Source organism: Dactylosporangium sp. NPDC005572, from assembly GCF_040605515.1.
GTDB lineage: Bacteria > Actinomycetota > Actinomycetes > Mycobacteriales > Micromonosporaceae > Dactylosporangium.
The window spans coordinates 24,864-29,253 of the sequence record NZ_JBEXCY010000150.1 but is presented as its reverse complement, the minus strand read 5'-3'; the positions used below and the strand labels follow the sequence as shown (position 1 = coordinate 29,253).

The window sequence follows — 4,390 nt, the reverse complement described above, 5'->3', positions numbered from 1 at the left end:
AGGCGGAATCTGGGCCCGTCGCAGGCCGGCATGATCGGCAGGACAGGGCCTAAGCGAGGTGGTGGGCCTCGCGGACGACGGTGACCAACTCGTTCACCACGTCGGTGATGGCGAAGTCCTTCGGCGTGAACACCCGCGCCACGCCCGACGACCGGAGCACCTCCGCGTCGTCGGGCGGGATGATGCCGCCCACGACCACGGGCACGTCGGCCAGGCCCTCGGCGCGCAGCCCGGACAGCACCGAGGCCACCGCGGCCAGGTGGGAACCGGAGAGCACCGAGAGGCCGACCAGGTCCACGTCCTCCTCGACCGCCGCCGCGACGATCTGCGCCGGGGTCAGCCGGATCCCCTGGTACACCACCTCGAAACCGGCGTCGCGGGCCCGCACGGCGATCTGCTCGGCCCCGTTGGAGTGGCCGTCGAGGCCGGGCTTGCCGACGAGCATCCGCAACCGGCCGCTGCCGAGCTCGACCGCCGTGGCCCGCACCCTTTCACGGACTTTGTCCAGATTCTCCGACGGAGCCGGCGCCACCGAACCGGACAGCCCGGTCGGCGCGCGGTACTCGCCGAATACCGCGCGCAGCACGGCGGCCCACTCTCCCGTGGTCACGCCGGCATCGACACATGCCAACGTGGCCTCCATCAGGTTCGCCGATCCGGCCGCCGCCTCGCGGAGCCGGTCGAGCGGCCCCGAGACGTCGCCCCGCGACGAGCGCCACTCGGCCACGGACGCGACCGCCGCGGCCTCGACGGCCGGGTCGATCTGCTCGATCGCACCCGCCCCCGTCAGCGGCGACGGCTCGGTCTCGGTGAACCGGTTGACGCCGACCACCACGTCGTCGCCGCGCTCCATGCGCGAACGCCGCTCGGCCAGCGACGCCACGAGCGCGCTCTTGAGGTAGCCGGACTCGACCGCGGCCACGACGCCGCCCATCTCCAGCACCCGGTCGAGCTCCGCGGTGGCCCCGGTGACGATCTCGGCGACGAGGGCGGTCATCACGTGCGAGCCCTCGAACAGGTCCGGGTACTCCAGCAGGTCGGACTCGAACGCCAGCACCTGCTGCATGCGCAGTGACCACTGCTGGTCCCACGGCCGCGGCAGGCCGAGTGCTTCGTTCCAAGCCGGAAGTTGTACCGCACGGGCCCGCGCCGACCGCGACAGCGTCACGCCGAGCATCTCCAGCACGATCCGCTGCACGTTGTTCTCCGGCTGGGCCTCGGTGAGGCCGAGCGAGTTGACCTGTACCCCGTAGCGGAACCGGCGGGCGCTCGCCGACTCGACCCCGTATCGATCGCGGGTGATGTCGTCCCACATTGCCGTGAATGCCCGCATCTTCGCCGTCTCCTCGACGAACCGCACGGAGGCGTTGACGAAGAACGAGATGCGCGCGACCACGTCCGCGAAGCGCTCCGGCGGCACCTGGCCGGAGTCGCGGACGGCGTCCAGGACGGCGATCGCCGTCGCGAGCGCGAACGCAACCTCCTGCACGGGCGTCGCCCCGGCCTCCTGGAGGTGGTACGAGCAGATGTTGACCGGGTTCCATTTCGGGCAGTTGGCCACGGTCCAGGCGATGGTGTCGGTCGTCAGGCGCAGCGACGGCCCGGGCGGGAAGATGTGCGTCCCGCGCGACAGGTACTCCTTCACGATGTCGTTCTGCGTGGTGCCGGCGAGCGTCTCGATCGGCACGCCCTGCTCCCTGGCGCAGGTGACGTACAGCGCGAGCAGCCACATCGCCGTGGCGTTGATCGTCATCGAGGTGTTGGCCCGTCCGAGGTCGATGCCGTCGAACAGGGTCCGCAGGTCCCCGAGGTGCGCCACCGGCACGCCGACCCGGCCCACCTCGCCGGATGCGAGCTCGGCGTCGGGGTCGTAGCCGGTCTGCGTGGGCAGGTCGAAGGCGACCGAGAGCCCGGTCTGCCCCTTGGCGAGGTTGCGCCGGAAGAGCGCGTTCGACGCGGCCGCCGACGAGTGGCCGGCGTACGTGCGCATGACCCACGGACGATCGCGCTCGGGGAGCCTCATGACCAGCACCTTACTGAAGGGTAACTACGCCCGGGCAATGAAAGTTGTCACGGGACTACTGTGTACGCCGTGGCGGATGCGATCACTGTGCGCGGGCTCCACAAGCGCTATCGCAGCGCTGTGGCTGTCGACGGGGTGGATCTCGATGTGCACGCCGGCGAGGTGTTCGCACTACTCGGGCCCAACGGTGCCGGCAAGACGACGACCGTCGAGATCCTGGAGGGCTTCCGCAAGCGGACGTCCGGCGAGGTCTCGGTGCTCGGCGTCGACCCGCAGCACGCCGACGCGGCCTGGCGCGGCCGGGTGGGCGTGGTGCTGCAGAGCACCGGCGAGTTCGACGATCTCACGGCGCGCGAGGTGGTGCACCACTTCGCGCGGTACTACCCCGACGCCGCCGATCCCGACGAGGTCCTCGCCCGCGTCGGCCTCGCGGAGAAGCAGAACGACCGCACCCGGGTACTGTCCGGCGGCCAGAAGCGCCGGCTCGACGTCGCGCTCGGCATCGTCGGCCGGCCCGAGCTGCTGTTCCTCGACGAGCCGACGACGGGCTTCGACCCGGAGGCCCGCCGCGAGTTCTGGGGCCTGATCCGCGGCCTGGCCGCGGCCGGCACCACGATCCTGCTCACCACCCACTACCTGGACGAGGCCGAGGCGCTCGCGGACCGCGTCGGCGTGCTGGCCGGCGGCCGGCTCATCGCCGTCGACGCGCCGGACCGGCTCGGCGACCGCGACGCGGGCGCGGCCACCGTGAGCTGGGTCGGCCCCGGCGGGCCGGCCAGCGAGAGGACCGACACGCCGACCGCGCTCGTGACCCGGCTCGCCGCCGAGTTCGGCGGCGAGGTGCCGGGCCTCACCGTGGCCCGGCCCAGCCTCGAGGACGTGTACCTGCGGATGATCGGTGCCGGCGAATGAACACCCTGCGGCTCGGCCTCCTGCGCGGCGGCCTGGAGATCAAGCAGTTCCTGCGCAGCCGCGAGTCGGTGGTGTTCACGCTGCTGTTCCCGCTGATCCTGCTGGGCATCTTCGGCGCGGTCTTCGGCGGCGAGATCGCGCCCGGGGTCTCGTTCACGCAGTACTTCGCGGCCGGCATGATCGCCGCGGGCCTGCTGTCGACCGGCTTCCAGTCGCTGGCGATCCAGATCCCGATGGAGCGGGAGAAGGGCATCCTCAAGCGGCTGCGCGGCACCCCGATGCCCCGCACGGCATACTTCATCGGCAAGGTCGTCATGGTGCTGGCCATCGGCGCCGTCGAGACGGTGCTGCTGCTGGGGACCGCCGCGCTGTTCTTCGACCTGGACCTGCCCTCGACGGCGGCCCGCTGGCTCACGTTCGGCTGGGTCACGCTGCTCGGGATCACCGCATGCACACTGTGCGGCATCGCGTTCTCCTCACTGGCCCGCACCGGCCGCAGCGGCCCAGCCGTGGTGACGCCGGTGGCGATCGTGCTCCAGTTCATTTCGGGCGTATTCTTCGTGTACACCGAACTGCCGCCCTGGATGCGCGACATCGCGGCGGTGTTCCCACTGAAGTGGATGACCCAGGGCATGCGCTCGGTGTTCCTGCCTGACTCGTTCGCCTCACAGGAGGTCGGCGGCGCCTGGCAGCACGGCACGATCGCACTGGTGCTCGGCGGCTGGGTCGTGGCGGGCCTGGTCCTGTGCCTGCTGACCTTCCGCTGGACGGAACGCGACTGATTCTGCTCAGACCAGCCACCCGGTCGCCGACCAGTACGGGATGACGGCTCGCCCGCCGGGCCGGGCGCCGAATCTCGGCCTTCGGTGGGGTGTTGCGTCGAGCACCCGCAGCGGCACACGAACAGTCCGAACCGTCGGCAACCATGATCACGAAGAGTCATTGCCAGCGTCGACCATGAACGCGAAGACATGTGGTCGCCCTGACGGCAAGAACTCTTCACGATCAAGCCGAATCCACCCACGGCGCAGCCCGCGAACCGACCCAGGCGACAACAACCTTTCGCGATCACCGATGCCCGGAAGCCGGCACACTGCGGGCGCGAGGCACGCCAACGACGCGCGGCCGCGCATCGCTACCCCACACCGCGCACCACCGCCGCCGCCCGGCACAACCACCGCCCTGCGCCACGGCCCCTGCACCGCCCCGGCCTGCCCGCCACCGCGCACTGCGACTGCGCCCCGCAACCGCGACACCACCGCGCGCCGCCACTGGGTCCGACCGGTCCCACGATCTTGGATTGCGGCGCCCAATTCGCCGGAAATTCGCCATAATCCGCGACCACAACTCCAAGATCGCGGAGTAATGCGGGGAGTGTGCGCGCGGGCTGCGGCGCGTCGGGGCAGGGCGGGCAGGGCGGGCAGGGCGGGCAGGGCGGGCAGGGCGGGCAGGGCG

The 4,390-nt window shown here is 71.3% G+C and carries 3 protein-coding genes; 2 read left to right on the top strand and 1 reads right to left on the bottom strand.

Going from position 1 to position 4,390, the window contains the following annotated elements; genetic code table 11:
• Positions 1–49: 49 nt before the first annotated feature.
• Positions 50–2,023: a protein meaA gene (locus ABZS66_RS43960; RefSeq protein ID WP_354768661.1), complete on the bottom strand. Its 1,974-nt coding sequence runs from the start codon at positions 2,021–2,023 to the stop codon at positions 50–52.
• A gap of 69 nt (positions 2,024–2,092) precedes the next feature.
• On the opposite strand from ABZS66_RS43960, the gene ABZS66_RS43955 reads away from it, so the two are divergent.
• A complete protein-coding gene (locus tag ABZS66_RS43955; RefSeq protein ID WP_354768659.1) occupies positions 2,093–2,935 on the top strand; it encodes an ABC transporter ATP-binding protein in 843 nt (280 codons plus the stop codon).
• On the top strand, positions 2,932–3,717 hold the full coding sequence (locus tag ABZS66_RS43950; protein WP_354768657.1) for an ABC transporter permease: 786 nt from the start codon (positions 2,932–2,934) through the stop codon (positions 3,715–3,717). The genes ABZS66_RS43955 and ABZS66_RS43950 overlap by 4 nt, the downstream gene beginning before the upstream one ends.
• The last annotated feature ends 673 nt before the right edge of the window (positions 3,718–4,390 follow it).

Bases quoted from the DNA above. Each gene is read 5' to 3' on its own strand.
- ABZS66_RS43950 (WP_354768657.1), top strand. From the start codon at position 2,932: ATGAACACCCTGCGGCTCGGCCTCCTGCGCGGCGGCCTGGAGATCAAG.
- ABZS66_RS43960 (WP_354768661.1), bottom strand. From the start codon at position 2,023: ATGAGGCTCCCCGAGCGCGATCGTCCGTGGGTCATGCGCACGTACGCC.